Origin of the sequence: Variovorax dokdonensis (genome assembly GCF_030316895.1) — a bacterium.
In the GTDB taxonomy this organism is placed as follows: Bacteria; Pseudomonadota; Gammaproteobacteria; order Burkholderiales; family Burkholderiaceae_C; genus Variovorax; species Variovorax dokdonensis.
The window spans coordinates 735,792-753,028 of sequence record NZ_JASZYV010000001.1 but is presented as its reverse complement, the minus strand read 5'-3'; the positions used below and the strand labels follow the sequence as shown (position 1 = coordinate 753,028).

The following is a 17,237-nucleotide window of genomic DNA, read 5'->3' as shown; positions in this document are numbered from 1 at the left end:
GGCTGTTCGGGCCGGCCGCCCCCGGGCCCCTGCGGGCCTAGGCGCGCCGGCCGATGCCGACGTATTCGACGCCGGCGTCCTGCATGTTCCAGGGCTCGTAGAGGTTGCGGCCGTCGAAGATCACCGGACGCTTCATCAGCGCCTTGAGTCGATCGAGCTGCGGGCTCTTGTAGGCCTTCCACTCCGTCACGATGACCAGTGCATCCGCGTCTTCCAGCGCGTGCAGGGGGTTGGTCGCGAAGCTCAGGTGCTTCAGCAGGTGCGGCGCATCGGCAAAGTCCAACTGCAGGGCGCGCTTGGCCTCCGACACGGCCACCGGGTCGTGCGCGACAACGTGCGCGCCGGCCCGAAGCAAGGCGTCGATCAGCACGCGGCTGGGCGCCTCGCGCATGTCGTCGGTGTTCGGCTTGAAGGACAGGCCCCAGAGCGCGAACCGGAGACCGCTCAGGTCACGGCCGAAGCGCTGGAAGATCTTCTGCACCAGCACCAGCTTCTGATCGTCGTTGACGGCCTCCACCGCCTCCAGCACGCGCAGGCGCTGGCCGAACTCCTGCGCCGTGTGCGTCAGAGCCTGCACGTCCTTGGGAAAGCAACTGCCTCCATAGCCGGTGCCGGCATAGAGGAAGCTGTAGCCGATGCGCGGGTCGGAGCCGATGCCCTGGCGCACCAGTTCGATGTCGGCGCCCACGCGGTCGGCCAGGTTGGCCAGTTCATTCATGAAGCTGATGCGCGTGGCCAGCATCGCGTTGGCCGCGTACTTGGTGAACTCGGCGGAACGCAAGTCCATCACGCGCATGCGCTCGTGGTTGCGGTTGAAGGGCGCGTAGAGCTTGCGCATGATGGCCAGCGCCTGCTGGCCAGCTTCGTCCTCGCCCACGCCGAGCACGATGCGATCGGGGCGCATGAAGTCGTCGACCGCGGCCCCTTCCTTGAGAAATTCCGGGTTGCTCACGACCGCGAAGCCGTTGGGGTCCAGCCCGCGCGCCGTCAGCTCCTCGCGGATCACCGCGGCCACCTTGTCGGACGTTCCCACCGGCACGGTGGATTTGTCGACCACGACCTTGAAGCCATTCATGTGGCGAGCGATGTTGCGCGCGGCTTCCAGCACGTACTTCAGGTCGGCGCTGCCGTCCTCGTCGGGCGGCGTGCCCACGGCGATGAACTGCACGTCGCCATGCGCGGCCGCGGCAGCCACGTCGGTCGAGAAGATCAGCCGCTCGGCCGCGATGTTGTTCTGGACCAGTTCGGCCAGACCCGGCTCGTAGATCGGGATCTCGCCGCGCTTGAGCATGTCGATCTTGGCCTGATCGACGTCCAGGCAGAAGACGTGGTTGCCCAGGTCAGCCAGGCAGGTGCCGGTCACCAGGCCAACGTAGCCGGTGCCGATGATGGTGATGTTCATGGAAGGCTGGCGACGTGGGCGGCGGCCACGGGGCGCGGAAACTCCAGCACCGTTGCATCCCTGGAGAGCAACGCGTCGAAGTAGGCCACCGTGTTGGCCAGGCCCTGGTCGAGTTGCGTCTTCGGCTGCCAGCCGTCCAGATGTTCGCGCGCAAGCGAAATGTCGGGGCGGCGCTGCTTGGGATCGTCGGCGGGCAGAGGCATGAACACGAGTTTGCTGCGCGATCCTGTCAGTTCGATGACTTTGCGGGCAAGCTCCAGCATGGAAAACTCGCCCGGGTTGCCGATGTTGATCGGCCCGGTCACGTCGTCGCCCGTGCCCATCAGGCGCAGCATGGCTTCGATCAGGTCGTCCACGTAGCAGAAGCTGCGGGTCTGGCTGCCGTCGCCATAGATGGTGATGTCCTGCCCGCGCAGCGCCTGGACGATGAAGTTCGACACCACGCGCCCGTCGTTGACGTGCATGCGGGGGCCGTAGGTGTTGAAGATGCGCGCCACCTTGATGCGCAGCTTGTGCTGGCGGTGGTAGTCGAAGAACAGCGTCTCGGCGCAGCGCTTGCCCTCGTCGTAACAGCTGCGCAGGCCGATCGGATTGACACGCCCCCAGTACTGCTCCACCTGCGGGTGGATCTCGGGATCGCCGTAGACCTCGCTGGTGGAGGCCTGCAGGATCTTGGCGCGCACGCGCTTGGCCAGCCCCAGCATGTTGATCGCACCGTGCACGCTGGTCTTGGTGGTCTGCACCGGGTCGTGCTGGTAGTGGATCGGCGAAGCCGGGCAAGCCAGGTTGAAGATCTCGTCCACCTCCACGTACAGCGGGAAGGTGACGTCGTGGCGCATCAGTTCGAAGCGCGGGTGCGCCAGAAGATGCTCCACGTTGTGCCGGGTGCCGGTGAAGAAGTTGTCGACGCACAGGACGTCGTGGCCTTCGTTGAGCAAACGCTCGCACAGATGGCTGCCCAGGAAGCCGGCGCCGCCGGTCACGAGCACGCGTTTGGACGGGTTGTATTGGCGCATGGAGACTCTCAAGCTTGGAAGTTGGAAGATGGCTTGGCCAGGGGCTGATGGCTCGATGGCGGCGGCGGACTGGCCTGGGACATCTCCCACAGCTTGGCGTCCACCAGCATCCGGAACCACAGCGCCTGGAAAAAGGCGAAATAGAAGCCGGCGCGTCCATCCAGGAAGCCACCGCGCAGCACGAATCGGTAGAAAAAGTAGAGCAGCGACCGCATGCCGATGGGCAGGCGGTAGTAGATCTGCTTGATGAAGCGGGTGCGCTCGCGGGCATCGCCCATCAGGCGGGGCTGAAGCACGTCGCTCTGCGGCGCCTGCTGCGGCTGGAATTTCTCGCGCGCCTCGGCATCGCTCCAGCGGTTGTGCCGACCGATCCAGTCGGCCAGGCCGAGCGCATTCTTGTCATGCATGAAGCCGTCGATCCGGCCGACCCTGCCCTGCGCCGCAGGTGCGATGAAGTGCTGGTCATACAGGCGTGCCTCGCACGCGCCCACCCCGGAGCGGAACAGTCGCAGGTGCCAGGGGTTCACGCCCGAGAAGCGCAGCATCCGGCCCATGAAGTAGTCGCGCCGGCGCAGCATGTAGGCGTCTGCCTTGGCGCCGCCGTGGATCAGGGATCGAATCTCCTGCACCGACCTGTCGTCGAGCACCTCGTCGGCATCCAGGTGCAGTTGCCACGCATAGCGGCCCTCGACCTGAGAGATGGCCCAGTTGCGTTGATCGCTGTAATTGGAAAAAGGCCGCTGCACAACGGTGCAGCCCAATTCCTGCAGGATGCGGTCGGTACCGTCGGTCGAACCCGAATCGACGGCGTAGACGTGCGGGCTGACGCGCAGCGCTGCGCTGGCCGTCTCGCGGATGATGCCGGCCGAATTGAAGGTCAGCAGCACCACGACGCAAGGCGGGTCGCCCGCCTCAGCCCTGGCGCCCACCGGGGGCTCGATTGCGGGAATGTCTTGCATGCTCACGGGTCAGCGCCCCTCTCGACGCCGAGGGCGGATGACGCGGGCAGGGTTGCCGGAATAGATGGTCCAGGGCTGCAGCTCGCCAAACACCACGGCACGGGCGCCGACCACGGCGCCCTCGCCAACGTTGGCGCCCGGCCCGACAAAGGCCTCCGCCGCGACCCACGCATGCGCGCCGATGCGGATCGGCTTGGCCACCAGCTGGAACTCGGGCGAATCGCTGTCGTGCGAGCCCGCGCACAGATGCGCGCCTTGCGAGACCAGGGCATCGTGCCCCACCTCGATCAGGCCCATGGAATAGACATTCACCTGGGGGCCGATCACGGCGCGCTCATCCATGCTGAGATTGGCCGGATACCAGACGCGTGCGCTGGCGCGCACATCGCTGCCGGGCGCCATCCGGGCCCCGAAGCAACGCAGCAGTAAACGCCGCCACGGCGCCAGCTGGCGAGGCGTCCAGGACGCAGCCACGGCCCAGACGACCAGCCATGCCGCGCGAACCAGGCGGTTTGAAAGGGAAAAGCTCGGCCCCCCTTCCGAGGGCGCCGAGACGCGAGCATCGAGAATCGTCACAACAGTAAGAAAGTGGTACAGATTCGGTGAGGTGGAGGTTCCCCTACACCGGCAGATCTGTCAACACAATTTCTTACATACGTCATTAGATATGTAACCCGGCCAGTCCCCGACCGGTTGGCGCCGATTCCGGCCGCGGTTCAGCGTTCCTTGAGCGCGTCCCGGACCACTGGCAACTGCCGCCGCGACACCATCACGGGCTCGGCAATGCCGTGCAGGCGGAGCACCCAGCCCTCTCCCTCACCCAGGTCGTCGTGCTTTTCCAGCGACCGGATGGCGTCGCGCGCCACGAGGGCATTGCGATGCACCCGGACGAAACGGCGGGGGTAGCGCTCCTCGAAGTCGGTCAAGGCGCCATCCAGGATGTGGCTGCGCAGCGCCGTGCGCACCGTCAGGTATTTCAGTTCGGACTTGAGGTACAGCACCTCCGACAGCGCCACCCGCTCCGCCCGCCCGCGGTCCTGGATCAGCAGGTGCTCCTGCGCCTCGTCGCCAGGCTCCGCCCGGTGGGCCGCCATCAGGCGCTTTGCCTTGGCCAGGGCCTGAGCCAGGCGCTCGGCGCGTACCGGCTTGGTCAAGTAATCGGCCGCCTCCACCTCGAAGGCGGTCAACGCATGCTCGGTGTGCGCGGTCACGAACACGATGACCGGTGGGCGCGCCTGCAGGCGCAGCGTGCGTGACAACTCCAGCCCATCCAATCCGGGCATGCGGATGTCCAGCAGCACCACGTCCACATTACCGCCGTCGAGCATGCGCAGCGCCTCGTGGCCATTGGCCGCTTCGCCCATCACCAGGGTGGCGGGCTCGTCGAAGTCGCCCAACAAGGTGCGCAAACGGGCCCGGGCCAGCGCTTCGTCATCGACGATCAGGATGCGAAGTGGATCTGTCATGGCTGCATCGCGCGTGGGTGGTCTATGCCTCCGCGGGCGCGGGGATGTCGATGCGCACGCGGTAGTGGTCTTGATCGGGGCCGGCGCGGAACTGCGCCTGCACGTCGTGCAGAAGCCGCAGGCGGTCCCGCACGTTGGCCAGCGCGATGCCGTGCCCGCGCGGCAGCGGCTGCTCGGCCCAGGCCAAGGGCGGAAGGGTGTTGATGACCTCGATCACCACCCGCGGACCGCGCCGTTCGGTACGCACCCGCAGCCGTCCGCCCTGCGCGCTCGGCTCCACGCCGTGCTTGACGGCGTTTTCCACCAGCGGCTGCAGCAGCAACGGCGGCACGCGTGCGCTGCCCGCCTTGACGTCCAGGTCCCACCGGATGCGCAGACGATCACCGAAGCGGATCTGCTCGATGGCCAGATAGCGTTCGGCCAGGCCGATCTCGTCGGCCAGGGTGACCGACTCGCGCGGATCGGCAAGCGCCTGGCGGAACAGTTCGCTCAGGTCTTCGAGCAGCGTCTCCGCCTTGGCCGGTTCGGCGCGCACCAGGGCGATGGCGCTGTTGAGCGTGTTGAACAGAAAGTGCGGGCGGATGCGCGACTGCAGATCTTCCAGCCGCGCCGCGGTGTCGGCCGGCATGTGGCCGCGCGCCCGCAACACCAGCCAACCCATGGCGACCAGGGCGAACATGACGCCGGCCAGGGCGCTGGCGAGCCACGGCGCCGTGGAGATGGCGCCGGTCAGGCGCAGCATGCCGCAGCCGTAGAGGCCGGCCAGTGCCCCCATCCCGGCGCCGGCCACTTGCTGCCACGCCGGCCGCCAGTTCCCCATGCGCCGATGCAAGGCGCAAAGGCCGACCAGCCACAGCAACGTGGCCGGCAGCGCCCCACCGGTGAGCATGGCCAACAAGCCCAGCCAATCGGCCGGTCCCGTGGCCGAAAACAACGCCAGCACCGCCAGCAATGCCTCGACGAAAAGCACTGCGCGCAGCACCACACCCACCTGACAAACGTCGTAGGCGGCCATCGGCGCTGCCGATGGCGATGACGCATCGTTGCCGGCTTCGGCAGCCGGCGCCTGGCGTATGGCCGATAAAATCGACAGGTTGCGCATCAATCTATGAAAGGGGTGGCGCCGCCCGCTCCCGCCGCCATTGGCGAACGGGCCCGATCGTGCGGCGGCCCATTATTGCTTCCCATGTCCCAAAACCAACTCGACAAGAAGTCCGAAGCCTGGTCCGCCCTGTTCTCCGAACCGATGAGCGAGCTGGTCCAGCGCTACACCGCCAGCGTGTTCTTCGACAAGCGCCTGGCGCATGCCGACATCGAAGGCTCGCTCGCGCACGCCGGCATGCTGGCGGCGCAGAAGATCATCAACGCACAAGACCTCGCCGACATCCAGCGCGGCATGAAGCAGATCCGCGAAGAGATCGACGCCGGCACCTTCGAATGGAAGCTCGCGCTCGAAGACGTTCACCTCAACATCGAGGCGCGACTGACCCAGCTGGTGGGCGATGCCGGCAAGCGCCTGCACACCGGTCGCAGCCGCAATGACCAGGTCGCCACCGACGTGCGCCTGTGGCTGCGCGGCGAGATCGACCTCATCGGCGGCTTGCTGACCGACCTGCAGAAAGCGCTGGTGGAAATCGCCGCGAAGAACGCCGACGTGATCCTCCCGGGCTTCACCCACCTGCAGGTGGCGCAGCCGGTGAGCTTCGGCCACCACATGCTGGCGTATGTCGAAATGTTCAGCCGCGACGCCGAACGCATGCAGGACGTGCGCAAGCGCCTGAACCGGCTTCCGCTGGGCGCCGCCGCCCTGGCCGGCACCAGCTACCCGCTCGATCGCGAGATGGTGGCCCGGACGCTGGGCATGGACGGCGTCTGCCAGAACAGCCTGGACGCCGTGAGCGACCGCGACTTCGCCATCGAATTCACCGCCGCGGCCTCGCTGGCCATGGTGCACATCAGCCGCCTGAGCGAAGAACTGGTGCTGTGGATGAGCCAGAGCTTCGGCTTCATCGACATTGCCGACCGCTTCTGCACCGGCTCGTCGATCATGCCGCAGAAGAAGAACCCCGACGTGCCCGAACTGGCCCGCGGCAAGGCGGGCCGCGTGGTCGGCCACCTGATGGGCCTCATCACCTTAATGAAGGGCCAGCCCCTGGCCTACAACAAGGACAACCAGGAAGACAAGGAGCCGCTGTTCGACACCGTCGACACGCTCAAGGACACGCTGCGCATCTTCGCGGAGATGGTCGGCGGCATCACCGTCAAGCCCGAAGCCATGGAACGCGCCGCGCTGCGCGGCTATGCCACCGCGACCGACCTTGCCGACTACCTGGTCAAGAAGGGACTGCCCTTCCGCGACGCGCACGAGACCGTGGCCCACGCGGTGAAGGCCGCGATCTCGCACCAGTGCGATCTGTCCGAACTTCCGCTGACAGTGCTCAAGGGCTTTCATGCCAGCATCGAGAAGGACGTTTTCGACGTGCTGAGCCTGCGCGGCTCGCTCAATGCCCGCAACGTGCTCGGCGGCACGGCGCCCACCCAGGTGCTGGCGCAAGTGGATCGGCACCGCAAGCGGCTCGAGCAACAGGCCGGCTGACGGGCGCGGAACCTGCATCACCCGACGATGCTCGTCCTGTCGCACCCCACCGGAAACGCCAACTCCAGAGCCGCCGCGTTGGCCCTGGCCCAGCGCGGCCAGCTCGCCGCGTTCCACACCTGCATCGCCACCTTTCCCGGCAGCGCGCTGGACCATCTCGGCGGCCTGCCCGGCCTGCGCGAGCTGCGGCGGCGCGAACTCCCCGCTGCGCTGCGCGGCCTGACCCACCTGTGGCCCTGGCGCGAGGCAGGCCGGCTGCTGGCGTCGCGACTTCGCATGCATGCGTGGACCGCCCACGAAACGGGCGCGTTCTCGGTGGACGCGGTCTATCGCAGCCTCGACGCGCACGTGGCCGCCGCACTGCGGCAACGGCGCGGGCGCGGCATCACCGGTGTCTACGCGTACGAAGACGGGGCGCAAGCCTCGTTCGAGGCCGCCAAGGCACTGGGCCTTGCCTGCTACTACGACCTGCCCATCGGCTACTGGCGCGCCGCGCGCCGGCTGCTCGCCATCGAACATGAGCGCTGGCCCGAATGGGCCTCGACGATGACCGGCTTCATCGACTCCGACGAAAAGCTGGCCCGCAAGGATCGCGAACTCGAACTGGCCGACCGGATCTTCGTGGCCAGCAGCTTCACGAAGAAGACGCTGGAAGACTTTCCCGGCCGTCGTCTGCAGGTCGAGGTGATTCCCTACGGATTTCCGCCAGCGGCCCAGTCCAAGCCCGAAGGCCCCGACGGGCGGCAGCCGATCAGGCTGCTCTTTGTCGGCGGGCTGTCCCAACGCAAGGGCATTGCCGACTTGTTCGCCGCGGTCGATGCGCTGGGCGATGCCGTGCAGCTGACCGTCGTCGGCGGAAAGGCCGGCCCGCCCAATGCCGCGCTCGATGCCGCGCTGCAAAAGCACCGCTGGATCCCCAGCCTGCCGCATGCCGAAGTGCTGGCCCAGATGCGCGCGCATGACGTGCTCGTCTTTCCCTCGTTGTTCGAAGGCTTCGGGCTGGTCATCACCGAAGCCATGTCGCAGGGCACGCCGGTCATCACCACCGACCGGACCGCCGGCGCCGACCTGATCGAACACGGCAGGAACGGCTGGCTGGTCGAAGCAGGCAGCACCCAGAGCCTGCGACAAGCGATCGAAGCGCTGGTGGCGCAACCCGCACAGATTGCACAGGCGGGAGAGGCCGCGCTGGCCACCGCGCGCCAAAGACCCTGGGCCGTGTACGAGCAAGAACTCGCCGCGGCCCTGGCGGCTGGCCGAGCCGCTCCGGCTTGATGGTTTCTTTCAGGCAGATTTAAGCGGCGGCCAGACAATCGACCCTTCACCCTCGAACCTGCCCACCATGCGCCTACTGCTTGTTGAAGATGATCCGATGATCGGCGAAGCCGTGCTGGACCTGCTTCGCGCCGAGCACTACGCCGTCGACTGGGTCCGTGACGGCGAGATGGCCGACACCGCCTTGCGTTCGCACCAGTACGACCTCGTCGTGCTCGACCTGGGCTTGCCCCGGCGCGACGGGCTGGATGTGCTTCGCGCCCTGCGCCAGCGGCGCGAACGGGTGCCGGTGCTGGTGGCCACGGCGCGCGATGCCGTCAGCGACCGCGTGGCCGGGCTCGACGCCGGCGCCGACGACTACGTGCTCAAGCCCTTCGACACCGACGAACTGCTGGCCCGCGTTCGCGCCTTGCTGCGCCGAGGCGCCGGCAATCCGGAGCCGGTGTTCTCGCACATGGGCGTGACGCTCAACCCAGCCACGCGCGAGGCCACCAGCAACGGGCAGGCGGTGGCGCTGTCGGCCAAGGAATGGGCCGTGCTCGAACCCTTGATCGCGCGGCCGGGCATGGTGCTGTCGCGCGCCCAGCTCGAGGAAAAGCTCTACAGCTGGAAGGACGACATCAACAGCAACGCCATCGAGGTCTACATTCACGGCCTGCGCAAGAAGCTGGGCAGCGGCTTCATCCAGACCGTGCGCGGGCTGGGCTACCTGGTGCCGCGCGAATGAGTGTGGCAACCCGGGGCTTCTCGCTGCGCCGGCGCCTGCTCGGCTTCGTGCTGGCGTCGATCCTCATTGCCACCTCGGTGCTGGGCGTGACCGCCTACCGCAGCGCGCTGCGCGATGCCGATGCCATGTTCGATCTGCACCTGCAGCAGATGGCACATTCGCTGCGCGGCGGCCTGCCCTTGGGCCTGGGCATCGACCCCAGCGAAGACGGCCGCGAAGGCTACGACCTCTTCATCCAGATCTGGGGCCCTGATGGCCGCCAGGTCTTTCGCTCCGCGCGCTCTGCCCTGCCGCCGCAGGCCGTGCTGGGCTTTTCCGATGCCACGGTGAACGGCCGGCGCTTCAGGCTCTATTCGCTGCAGACGCCGGTGCAGACCGTGCAGATCGCGCAGGACATGGATGCGCGCGAGGCGCGAGCGCGTGGCCTCGCGTTGCGCGCCACCATCCCGATGGCATTGATGGCGCCGCTGCTCATGCTGGCCGTGGGCTGGATCATCAACCGATCGCTCGCCCCCATCGACCGCATGCGCCGCAACGTTGCCGGCCGGGCGGACGACGATCTCTCTCCCCTGCCGCGTGAAGGCCTGCCGGACGAAGTGCAGCCGCTGGTGCGCGAACTCAACCTGCTGTTCGATCGCGTCCAGTCGGCCTTCGCGGCGCAGAAGAACTTCGTGGCCGATGCCGCGCACGAACTGCGCTCGCCGCTCACGGCGCTCAAGCTGCAGGCCGAGGCATTGCGCCGCGCCAACGATCCCGCCAGCCGCGACGCCGCCATTGCCCGGCTGCAAGGCGGCATCGAGCGCGCCATTCACCTCGTCGCGCAGTTGCTGCTGCTGGCCCGGCAGGAGTCCGGCACGACGGGCGCCCAGGCAGCGGATGGGCCCGTGGCGCTGGAAGAAGTCATGGCGCAATGCGTTGCGGCGGCCCTGACGCAGGCACAGGCACGGCACATCGACCTGGGCGTGGCCGAAAGCGCGCCCGCCACGGTGCGCGCCGACAGCGCAGCGCTGCGCGTGATGCTGGGCAACCTGATCGACAACGCCGTGAAATATGCACCCGAGGGTGGCCGTGTCGACGTGTCGCTGCACGTGCAGGATGGCGCGGCGGTCCTCACCGTCGAAGACAACGGCCCCGGCATTGCCCCGGCCGAGCGCGAGCGCGCCTTCGACCGCTTCTATCGCGTGCCGGGCAGCGTCGGCGAAGGCAGCGGGCTTGGCCTGGCGATCGTGCAGACCATTGCGCAGCAGCAAGGTGCGAGCGTGCGGCTGGGCGAATCCTCGTCGCTGGGTGGGCTGAAAGTCACGGTCCGATTCGCCGCCGATTAAGTCCTGGCTAAGCGGTGGTCCTCACCATGGAGGCTGTTCCATACCTCCATAGCAAAGGACTGCCATGCGACTCGATTCCCTGACCCCCTCGCGACTGGTTGTCGCGCTTCTGGCATCTGGCGTCATTGGCGGCGCCAGCGTGTCTGCCATCAACATGCACGAGGCTCACGCGCAGACACCACCGGTGGCCACCGCCACCACGACCACCGGCGTGCCGGTGGCACTGCCCGACTTCTCGCAGATCACGCGTCAGGCCGGCCCGGCCGTGGTCAACATCAGCGTGGTGGGCAAGGCGAAGAACCGCGACGCCTCATACGACGAGGGCGACGATTCGCCCTTCGGCGGCGATCCGTTCGCGCAGTACTTCTTCCGCCACTTCGGCCCCGGCATGCAGCCGCAGATGCCGCGCCGCGGCGGCGGCAGCGCGCCGGTCGTGCGCGGGCAGGGCTCGGGCTTCATCGTGAGCGCGGACGGCATCATCCTGACCAACGCCCATGTGGTGCAGGACGCCAAGGACGTCACCGTCAAGCTCACCGACCGACGCGAACTCAAGGCCAAGGTGCTGGGCAGCGACCCGAAGACCGACATCGCCGTGCTCAAGATCGAGGCGAACAACCTGCCCGTGGTCAAGCTGGGCAGCGCCGACAGCCTGAATGTGGGCGAATGGGTGCTGGCCATCGGCTCCCCCTTCGGCTTCGACAACACCGTGACGGCCGGCGTCGTCAGCGCCAAGGGCCGCTCGCTGCCGGACGACAGCGCCGTGCCCTTCATCCAGACCGACGTGGCGATCAACCCGGGCAACTCGGGCGGGCCGCTGTTCAACGCGCGCGGCGAGGTGGTGGGCATCAACTCGCAGATCTACAGCAAGAGCGGCGGCTACCAGGGCGTCTCGTTCGCCATCCCGATCGACCTGGCGAACAAGATCAAGGACAAGATCGTCGCGCACGGCAAGGTCGACCATGCCAAGCTCGGCGTGGTCGTGCAGGAGGTCAACCAGACCCTGGCCGACTCCTTCAAGCTGCCGCGCCCTGAAGGCGCGCTGGTGGCCAGCGTCGAGAAAGGTGGCCCCGCCGACCAGGCCGGCCTGAAGACGGGCGACGTGATCATCGGCCTGGGCGACAAGTCCATCGCCTCCTCGGGCGACCTGCCTGCCGCCATCAGCCTGGCATCGCCCGGCGACAAGGTCGAAATGAAGGTGTGGCGCGACGGCGGCGCCAAGGAGATCACCGCGCGCCTGGGCAGCCTGAGCGACAAGGGCGAGCAGGTGGCCAGCGCCGGCGGCGACGCCAGCCAGGGCCGCCTGGGCCTGGCACTGCGCCCGCTGCAGCCGCGTGAACGCAGCGAGGCGGGCCTGGATGCGGGCCTCGTCGTCGAAGACGTGGACGGGCCCGCTGCCCTGGCTGGCGTGCAGCCCGGCGACCTGCTGCTGGCGGTGAACGGCACGCCGGTTCGCAGCGTGGCACAGGTGCGCGAGGTGGTGTCCAAGTCGGACAAGTCGGTAGCCCTGCTGGTTCAGCGTGGCGACGACAAGATCTTCGTGCCGGTGCGCATCGGCTGATTTCGCGAGAGATTGAAGACTCCGGGCTTGCGCGCGCCGCGCGCAAGGTGGGGCGCAATGGCGGACACTCCGCCTTGCGCCTCTTTTTTTGTCCCTGCCAACCGTACTGGGAGAAACGCCCGATGTGCCGCAGCATCAAGACGCTCTACAACTTCGCGCCGCCCGCCACCGACGAGGAGGTGCGCGCCGCCGCCTTGCAATTCGTGCGCAAGCTCAGCGGCTTCAATTCACCGTCGAAGGCCAATGCCGCCGCGTTCGATCTCGCCGTGGAAGAGATCGGCGCCAGCGCAAGGCGGCTGATCGACTCGCTGGTGACCACTGCCGATCCGAGGGATCGGGAAGAGGAAGCGGCGAAGGCGCGGGAGCGGGCGGCGTTGCGATATGGACATAGCCCCGTTGCCTAGCGGGCATCTTGAAACAATCCTGGCGTTGCTCCATCCGACGCTGGGCAGCAAACTCTGGCCTGCTTTGCGAATGCTGCCCAACGAGGAAAAGCATGAAACACGCCCTGGTGTCCGCCTGCGTCGCATTGGCTTTAGCTGCGTGCGCATCACCTCCTGAAGCAGATCCCTCCCTCGTTGAGGCAGGCTGCGCTCAACAGTGTTCGGTGAACCTGAGTAGCTGTAGCAGCGGATTCAAGATGTTTCCCGTCGTGCAGCAGAAGCAATGCAACGACACTTACGATGTTTGCATCAAGGGCTGCCCGGCCAGAAGCGCGGCCGCGCCTGCCGCATCAATGCCCAATCAAAGTGCAGCGGACCGACTCAAGGCCGTGGATGACTTGTATCGGTCGGGCGCCATTTCGAAGGACGAGCATGCGCTCAAGCGCAAGCAGATCCTGGATTCACTCTGAAAAATCGGTTCGTCGCCATGCAAGAACAGGCAAAGGTCTTGGCCGTAAGCTTCTCGTTGGTCCCGGTGCTGGTACTGATCGGCTGCGGCCAAACCTCGGCGATCCAAGCTAGCGACAAATCTACTTCGCACTTCGCGAATGCAACGTTCAAGGGCGAAACGACAGTCTTGGCAGAGGCAACGAAAGGCAGCGAGCAATATCGTTTGTTTCAGCAAGGCGCCACGGGCTATGTTTCACTTCAATCCGTGAGAGACGACGTCGAACTTCGCGCCTCGCAGTTTTGCGATCGCAAGGGTCAGTCGATGAACGCACTGCGTGAAACAACGTCGGTCCCACCACACATACTCGGCAACTTTCCACGAGCAGAGCTCGAATTCGAATGCGTTCCAAAGCCTATGGCGGCAGCGGCCTCGGCCCAAACCGACGATGCCAAGTTCAACAAGTTAAGCAATCTCAAGAAGTTGCTCGACAACGGAACGCTGACTCAGGCCGAGTTCGAGCAGGAAAAGAAGAAGGTGCTGGCGCAGCCTTAGGTCGTGCCGGAACGCATCGGTCTCGCGAGGTGCTTCGAGCCCGAGGCCCCCTCCGCCCTGTGCTCTAAGCCCCCAGATAAGCCTTCGCCAGCGAATCATCCGCGGCAATCTCGGCCGCAGTTCCTTCGGCAACGATCCGCCCGCCTTCGATCACGTAGGCCCGATCGGCCAGCGCCAGGGCCAGGCTGGCCATCTGGTCGACGAGCAGGATGGTCATGCCTTCGGCGCGCAATGCATCGAGCGCCTCGAACAGCTCCGCGATGATCTTGGGCGCCAGGCCCAGCGACGGTTCGTCCAGCAGCAGGATGCTCGGGCGCGCCATCAGTCCGCGCGCAATGGCCAGCATCTGCTGTTCGCCGCCCGACAGCAGACCGGCGCGATGGTCCTTGCGCTCGGCCAAACGCGGGAAGCGCTGCAACATCTGCTGCGCCCGCGCTTCGCGATCTTGTGGCGACAGGAAGGCGCCCAGACGGATGTTGTCCATCACGCTCAGTTCGGGGAACACTTGCCGCCCTTCCGGCACCAGCACCAGGCCGCGCGAGACGATGCGCTCGGCCGACATGCGCGTGAGGTCCTTGCCATCGAAGTGAATGCCGCCCTGCACCGGCCGATGCAGGCCGGCGAGCGAACGCATCAGCGTTGACTTGCCACTGCCGTTGGCCCCCAGCAGCGCCACCACCTGGCCGCGACGCACCTGCAAGTCGATGCCGTGCAGCACCGGCTCGGCGCCGTAGCCGGTGACCAGCGCGCCGACGCCCAGGATCTCCGCCTGCTCGGCCTGCGCAACGCGCTCGCGCGCCGCTTGGCCGGGCCCGCCCATCGCCTCGCCGAGGTAAGCCTGCCGCACGCGCGGGTCCGCCTGCACCTGCGATGGCGTGCCAGCGGCCAGATGCTGGCCGGCGTCGAGCACCACCACCTGCTGCGAGATGCCCATCACCAATTCCATGTCGTGCTCGACCACCAGCACGCCGATGCCCGAGTGCGCAATCCGTTCAAGCAGTTCGCCCAGCCGCTCCTTGTCTTCGCGCGAGAGGCCGGCGGCGGGCTCGTCGAGCAGGAGCATCTGTGGCCGCGTGGCCAAGGCGCGGGCGATCTCCACCAGACGGCGATCCACATGCGGCAAATCCGCGGCGGGAATGTCGAGCGGGCCGCGATAGCCGCAAAAGGCCAACAGAATCCGGGCATGCTCGCGCACGGCTGCGGCGCCGAACAGGCCGGTGCCGAACAGCGGGCCGAGCGCGCCCCGGCTGGCGGCCAGTGCAACGTTGTCCTCCACACCCAAGGTGGCGAAGAGTTGCGAGCTTTGATAAGTGCGCGCCACGCCACGCCTCGCGATGGCATGCGCCGCCAGGCCCTGGAGTTCGTCAGTGCCCAGCCTGAAGCTGCCACCGGTCGGCACATAGAAGCCGCTGAGCATGTTCAGCGCCGTGGTCTTGCCGGCACCGTTGGGCCCGATCAGGCTGGTGATGGCGCCCGATGGCGCTGCAAAGCCGAGGTCGCTGACAGCGCGCACGCCGCCGAAGTGCATCGTCAGCGACTGCGCCGAGAGCGATGCGCCGACGCCCTGCCCCAGCAGCCTGCCGGCCTCGCCCAGGGGTGTCACCGGTGGCGTCGATTCGTGCCCGCGCGGCGCGCCAGGACGCAGCCTGCGCCACAGGCCGATGGCCCCGTCCGGCGCGGCCCAGAGCACCACCAGCAGCAAGGCGCCGAAAAACAGCAGCCGGTATTCCTCCAGCCCCGCCAGAAGCTCGGGCAGCAAGGCCACCACCAGCGCCCCGATGATCGGCCCCGAGACCGCGCCCGCGCCTCCGAGCACCACCACCAGCACGAAGAGGATGGATTGGCCGAAGCCGAAGCTGCTCGGCGCAATGAAGCCCGACAGCGGCGCGGACAGCCCGCCGGCCAGGCCCGCAGCCACCGCCGACAACGCAAAGGCCACCGTCTTCACCTGCAGCGGATGAATGCCGATCGATTCGGCCGCCGTCTCGCTGTCGCGCACTGCGCGCATCGCGGCGCCCCAGGTGCCGCGCGACAGCCACGCATACAGCGCCAGCGCCACGCCGGCGGCCAGCACGGCCAGCATCGCGACCGCGCGCTCTCCGGTCACGAGCCCGGCCAGGGATGGCGCGGCAATGCCCATGATCCCGTTCTGCCCGCCAGTGAGCGAACCCATCTCGATCACGCCGTGCTCGACGATGAAGCCGAAGGCAATGGTCACCATCGCGAGATAAGGCCCTTTGACGCGCAACGCGGGCAAGGCCAGCAGCGCGCCCACGGCGCCGGAGATCACCGCCGCCGCAGGCCATGCCGCCCAGAAGCTCCAACCGGCCTTCGTCATCAGGATGCCGACCGTGTAGGCCCCGATGGCATAGAAGCCCACATGGCCGAACGAAACCTGCCCCGTCAGGCCCTGAAGGACGTTCAGCCCGATGCCGACGATGGCGAACAACGCCACATTGGCCAGCACGAAGACGTAGTAGCCATTGACGGTGCCCGCCGCCGCCAGGCCGGCCGCCAGCAGCGCGAGCACGCAGCCGATCTGCGCCGCGGTACCCAGTCCCAGGCGAACCGGTGAGGTGCGCAGCCGCGACGCAGTTGGATCGACCATGGGCATCACGACGCTCATACCTTCTTGACCTCTGCCCGTCCGAACAGGCCATTGGGACGCAGCGCCAGCGCCACGATCACCAGCGAAAAACTCAGGATCTGCGTGTAGCCCGAACCCAGCGTGCTGGTGATGCCGGCTTCGAGCATGCCGAAGATCAACCCAGCCGCCATCACACCCCAGGCGCTCCCGATGCCGCCGAGGATGGCGACCGCGAACGCCTTGAGGCCGAACACGGTGCCCATGTCGGCGTTGACGTTGAACAGTGGCGCGATCAGCACGCCGGCCACGCCCGCGAAGAGCGCCGAAAGCGCGAACGCCAGCGCCACCACCCGCTTGATGGGAATGCCCATGAGACGTGCCGCGTCACGGTTCTGCACGACGGCCAGCATGGCCACGCCCCAGCGCGTGCGGCGCGCGGCAAAGTGCAGCGCGGCCGCCAACACCAGCCCCACCACCGGAATCAGCACCTGGAGCGGGTACACGCCCAGCCCCTGCCCGCCCACCGACAGCGGCGACACGGCCAACGGCGAAGGCAGGCTGCGTGGCTCCTTTCCGAAGGTGAACAGCACCAGGTTGTCGAGCACGATGCCCAGTGCCACGGTGGCAATGAGCCACGCATTCGAGCCACGGCTGGCGAACGGCCGTACCGCCAGGAACTCCACCACCAGCCCATAAAGCGCGCACAGCGCCAAGGCCAGCGCGATGGCCAGGGGCATCGGCCAGCCCAGCGTCTGGGCGAAGGCGAAGGTCAGCACCGCGCCGAGCATCATCGAACTGCCCTGGGCGAAGTTGACCGTGCCCGACACGGCGTAGGTGACATGAAAGCCAAGGGCCATCAGGCCATACATGCTGCCCAGGCCGAAGCCGGCGAGCAGAGGCGATATCCATTCCATGACGTGCCGATGTCCTTCGCTTCCAG

At 67.2% G+C, this 17,237-nt stretch carries 16 protein-coding genes; 8 read left to right on the top strand and 8 right to left on the bottom strand.

From position 1 onward, the window contains the following. Positions 1-37 precede the first annotated feature (37 nt). From QTH91_RS03480 to QTH91_RS03455, 6 genes are all read right to left on the bottom strand, one after another. Entirely contained in the window at positions 38-1,402 is a 1,365-nt protein-coding gene (locus QTH91_RS03480; RefSeq protein ID WP_286658634.1) for a UDP-glucose dehydrogenase family protein, read from the bottom strand. Further along, on the bottom strand, positions 1,399-2,418 hold the full coding sequence (locus QTH91_RS03475; RefSeq protein ID WP_286658633.1) for a UDP-glucuronic acid decarboxylase family protein: 1,020 nt from the start codon (positions 2,416-2,418) through the stop codon (positions 1,399-1,401). The genes QTH91_RS03480 and QTH91_RS03475 overlap by 4 nt, the downstream gene beginning before the upstream one ends. A gap of 8 nt (positions 2,419-2,426) precedes the next feature. Then, on the bottom strand, positions 2,427-3,377 hold the full coding sequence (locus tag QTH91_RS03470) for a glycosyltransferase family 2 protein (protein ID WP_286659597.1): 951 nt from the start codon (positions 3,375-3,377) through the stop codon (positions 2,427-2,429). A gap of 9 nt (positions 3,378-3,386) precedes the next feature. After that, the gene (locus QTH91_RS03465; protein WP_286658632.1) at positions 3,387-3,953 is read right to left on the bottom strand and encodes an LbetaH domain-containing protein; all 567 of its coding nucleotides are present in this window, start codon (positions 3,951-3,953) and stop codon (positions 3,387-3,389) included. A gap of 140 nt (positions 3,954-4,093) precedes the next feature. Next, positions 4,094-4,843, bottom strand: coding sequence for a LytR/AlgR family response regulator transcription factor (locus QTH91_RS03460; RefSeq protein ID WP_286658631.1), 750 nt, complete (start codon positions 4,841-4,843; stop codon positions 4,094-4,096). A 22-nt stretch (positions 4,844-4,865) separates the two neighbouring features. Then, positions 4,866-5,945 carry a sensor histidine kinase gene (locus QTH91_RS03455; protein WP_390368491.1) on the bottom strand — a complete coding sequence of 360 codons (1,080 nt, stop codon included), beginning with the start codon at positions 5,943-5,945 and terminating at the stop codon, positions 4,866-4,868. 84 nt (positions 5,946-6,029) lie between these two features. Between QTH91_RS03455 and argH the strand changes: the two genes are divergently transcribed. From argH to QTH91_RS03415, 8 genes are all read left to right on the top strand, one after another. Continuing rightward, positions 6,030-7,439, top strand: a complete 1,410-nt coding sequence (gene argH, locus QTH91_RS03450; protein ID WP_286658630.1) for an argininosuccinate lyase — start codon at positions 6,030-6,032, stop codon at positions 7,437-7,439. A 27-nt stretch (positions 7,440-7,466) separates the two neighbouring features. After that, positions 7,467-8,714, top strand: coding sequence for a glycosyltransferase family 4 protein (locus tag QTH91_RS03445; RefSeq protein WP_286658629.1), 1,248 nt, complete (start codon positions 7,467-7,469; stop codon positions 8,712-8,714). A gap of 67 nt (positions 8,715-8,781) precedes the next feature. Then, complete coding sequence (locus QTH91_RS03440) at positions 8,782-9,441, top strand: response regulator (protein WP_286658628.1); 660 nt, start codon at positions 8,782-8,784, stop codon at positions 9,439-9,441. After that, entirely contained in the window at positions 9,438-10,766 is a 1,329-nt protein-coding gene (locus QTH91_RS03435; RefSeq protein ID WP_286658627.1) for an ATP-binding protein, read from the top strand. The genes QTH91_RS03440 and QTH91_RS03435 overlap by 4 nt, the downstream gene beginning before the upstream one ends. A 64-nt stretch (positions 10,767-10,830) precedes the next feature. Next, positions 10,831-12,324: a DegQ family serine endoprotease gene (locus tag QTH91_RS03430; protein WP_286658626.1), complete on the top strand. Its 1,494-nt coding sequence runs from the start codon at positions 10,831-10,833 to the stop codon at positions 12,322-12,324. 122 nt (positions 12,325-12,446) lie between these two features. After that, positions 12,447-12,728 carry a DUF2277 domain-containing protein gene (locus QTH91_RS03425; RefSeq protein ID WP_286658625.1) on the top strand — a complete coding sequence of 94 codons (282 nt, stop codon included), beginning with the start codon at positions 12,447-12,449 and terminating at the stop codon, positions 12,726-12,728. 92 nt (positions 12,729-12,820) lie between these two features. Further along, a complete protein-coding gene (locus QTH91_RS03420) occupies positions 12,821-13,177 on the top strand; it encodes an SHOCT domain-containing protein (RefSeq protein ID WP_286658624.1) in 357 nt (118 codons plus the stop codon). A 17-nt stretch (positions 13,178-13,194) separates the two neighbouring features. Next, the gene (locus QTH91_RS03415; protein WP_286658623.1) at positions 13,195-13,710 is read left to right on the top strand and encodes an SHOCT domain-containing protein; all 516 of its coding nucleotides are present in this window, start codon (positions 13,195-13,197) and stop codon (positions 13,708-13,710) included. Between the two features lie 64 nt (positions 13,711-13,774). Here the strand turns inward: QTH91_RS03415 and QTH91_RS03410 are convergent, their stop codons facing one another. Further along, positions 13,775-16,336 (bottom strand): branched-chain amino acid ABC transporter ATP-binding protein/permease, encoded by a 2,562-nt coding sequence (locus QTH91_RS03410; RefSeq protein ID WP_286658622.1) that lies wholly within the window; start codon positions 16,334-16,336, stop codon positions 13,775-13,777. Continuing rightward, positions 16,333-17,211: a branched-chain amino acid ABC transporter permease gene (locus QTH91_RS03405; protein WP_286658621.1), complete on the bottom strand. Its 879-nt coding sequence runs from the start codon at positions 17,209-17,211 to the stop codon at positions 16,333-16,335. Before QTH91_RS03405 ends, QTH91_RS03410 begins: the two co-directional genes overlap by 4 nt. Positions 17,212-17,237 lie beyond the last annotated feature (26 nt).

Excerpts from the sequence above, each read along its gene's own strand:
- QTH91_RS03480 (WP_286658634.1), bottom strand. The coding sequence starts at position 1,402 with ATGAACATCACCATCATCGGCACCGGCTACGTTGGCCTGGTGACCGGC.
- QTH91_RS03475 (WP_286658633.1), bottom strand. The coding sequence starts at position 2,418 with ATGCGCCAATACAACCCGTCCAAACGCGTGCTCGTGACCGGCGGCGCC.
- QTH91_RS03470 (WP_286659597.1), bottom strand. The coding sequence starts at position 3,377 with ATGCAAGACATTCCCGCAATCGAGCCCCCGGTGGGCGCCAGGGCTGAG.
- QTH91_RS03460 (WP_286658631.1), bottom strand. The coding sequence starts at position 4,843 with ATGACAGATCCACTTCGCATCCTGATCGTCGATGACGAAGCGCTGGCC.
- QTH91_RS03455 (WP_390368491.1), bottom strand. The coding sequence starts at position 5,945 with ATGCGCAACCTGTCGATTTTATCGGCCATACGCCAGGCGCCGGCTGCC.
- argH (WP_286658630.1), top strand. The coding sequence starts at position 6,030 with ATGTCCCAAAACCAACTCGACAAGAAGTCCGAAGCCTGGTCCGCCCTG.
- QTH91_RS03445 (WP_286658629.1), top strand. The coding sequence starts at position 7,467 with ATGCTCGTCCTGTCGCACCCCACCGGAAACGCCAACTCCAGAGCCGCC.
- QTH91_RS03440 (WP_286658628.1), top strand. The coding sequence starts at position 8,782 with ATGCGCCTACTGCTTGTTGAAGATGATCCGATGATCGGCGAAGCCGTG.
- QTH91_RS03435 (WP_286658627.1), top strand. The coding sequence starts at position 9,438 with ATGAGTGTGGCAACCCGGGGCTTCTCGCTGCGCCGGCGCCTGCTCGGC.
- QTH91_RS03430 (WP_286658626.1), top strand. The coding sequence starts at position 10,831 with ATGCGACTCGATTCCCTGACCCCCTCGCGACTGGTTGTCGCGCTTCTG.
- QTH91_RS03425 (WP_286658625.1), top strand. The coding sequence starts at position 12,447 with ATGTGCCGCAGCATCAAGACGCTCTACAACTTCGCGCCGCCCGCCACC.
- QTH91_RS03420 (WP_286658624.1), top strand. The coding sequence starts at position 12,821 with ATGAAACACGCCCTGGTGTCCGCCTGCGTCGCATTGGCTTTAGCTGCG.
- QTH91_RS03415 (WP_286658623.1), top strand. The coding sequence starts at position 13,195 with ATGCAAGAACAGGCAAAGGTCTTGGCCGTAAGCTTCTCGTTGGTCCCG.
- QTH91_RS03410 (WP_286658622.1), bottom strand. The coding sequence starts at position 16,336 with ATGAGCGTCGTGATGCCCATGGTCGATCCAACTGCGTCGCGGCTGCGC.
- QTH91_RS03405 (WP_286658621.1), bottom strand. The coding sequence starts at position 17,211 with ATGGAATGGATATCGCCTCTGCTCGCCGGCTTCGGCCTGGGCAGCATG.